1 protein-coding gene is annotated in these 1,549 nt (G+C 55.3%); it reads left to right on the forward strand.

The annotated features are described in order from the left end of the window. On the forward strand, positions 1 to 1,549 hold a 1,549-nt coding region (locus tag WBB85_RS16380; protein ID WP_432639666.1), incomplete at both ends, for a helicase-related protein.

Genomic DNA, 1,549 nt, shown 5'->3' on the forward strand with positions numbered 1-1,549 from the left:
GGCAGCGTCTTGGTGAAGCTTGCCGCCATTTCTTATTGATGTCTGCCACGCCCCATAATGGCCATGAGCAGGATTTTCAATTGTTCATGGCGCTGCTGGATGGTGACCGGTTCGAAGGCCGTTTCCGCGATGGCGTGCATTATGCAGACACTGCGGACATGATGCGCCGCCTGACCAAAGAAGAACTGTTGCGGTTCGACGGCCGCCCACTGTTCCCCGAGCGCCGCGCCTACACAGTGAAATACGAGCTCTCGCCGGAAGAGGCCGAGCTTTACACGGCGGTCACGGAATACGTTCGCAACGAAATGAACCGAGTTCAGCGTTTCGCTGCCGAAGATGGCAAGAAACGCAATAACGTTGGTTTTGCACTTCAGATCCTGCAACGCCGCCTCGCTTCGTCGCCTGCGGCAATTTATCAGTCTTTGAAGCGTCGTCGTGAACGGCTGGAAGCAGAACTTGCCGAAGCCCGCATATCGGTGCGCGGCAAACGTGTCGGTTTTGATGCTCCAGATGTGACAGAGGATCTGCTCCAGAACATCGAAGAGTTCGGCCAAGACGAGATTGACGATATCGAAGATCGTATTTCCACATCGGCCACTTCGGCGGAAACCGTTGATCAATTAGCGCTGGAAGTTGAAACGCTGCAGGGGCTGGAAAGGATGGCCCTAGTTGTCTTGGGTTCGGGCAATGACACAAAGTGGTCGCAACTCAACCGAATCCTTGACGACGAGTTGATGATGGATGCTGACGGAAATCGCCGGAAGCTGATCATCTTTACTGAGCCCAAGGATACGCTGTTTTATCTCCACGAACGTGTTCGATCGCGTTTGGGGCGCGCTGATGCGGTCGAGGTTATCCATGGTGGCGTCAGCCGCGAGGATCGCCGCAAGATTGTTGAACGCTTCATGCAGGACCGCGATATGCTGGTGTTGATCGCCAACGATGCTGCCGGTGAGGGTGTGAACCTTCAGCGAGGCCACCTGATGGTGAACTATGACCTGCCTTGGAACCCCAACAAGATTGAACAGCGGTTTGGGCGTATTCATAGAATTGGCCAGACAGAGGTGTGTCATCTTTGGAACCTAGTCGCTGCCGATACCCGTGAAGGAGAGGTCTATGGCCGACTACTGGAAAAGCTAGAGGCCGCGCGTGAAGCACTCGGTGGCCGGGTTTATGACGTTTTGGGGGAATTGTTCGAGGGCACCGCTCTCAAGGACCTCTTGTTCGAAGCTATCCAGTATGGCGAGCAACCTGACGTCAAAGCGCGCTTGTTCCAAGCCGTCGATGGTGCTGTTGATCAGCAGCATTTGCTGGATCTGTTGTCACGGCGCGCGCTCACCAATGAGACAATGCCCGCTGCCAAGGTGCAGGAAATCAGACTGGATATGGAGCGAGCCGAAGCCCAGCGCTTACAGCCACACCACATCCAGAGCTTTTTTATCGAAGCATTCAAGCGGCTGGGCGGCCAAATCAAACCACGTGAGGATGGCAGGTGGGAAGTCACTCATGTGCCAGTCAGCATCCGAGAGCGGGATCGCCAGATCGGCAC

Origin of the sequence: Albidovulum sp. (assembly GCF_049646345.1) — a bacterium.
Taxonomy (GTDB): Bacteria; Pseudomonadota; Alphaproteobacteria; order Rhodobacterales; family Rhodobacteraceae; genus Albidovulum.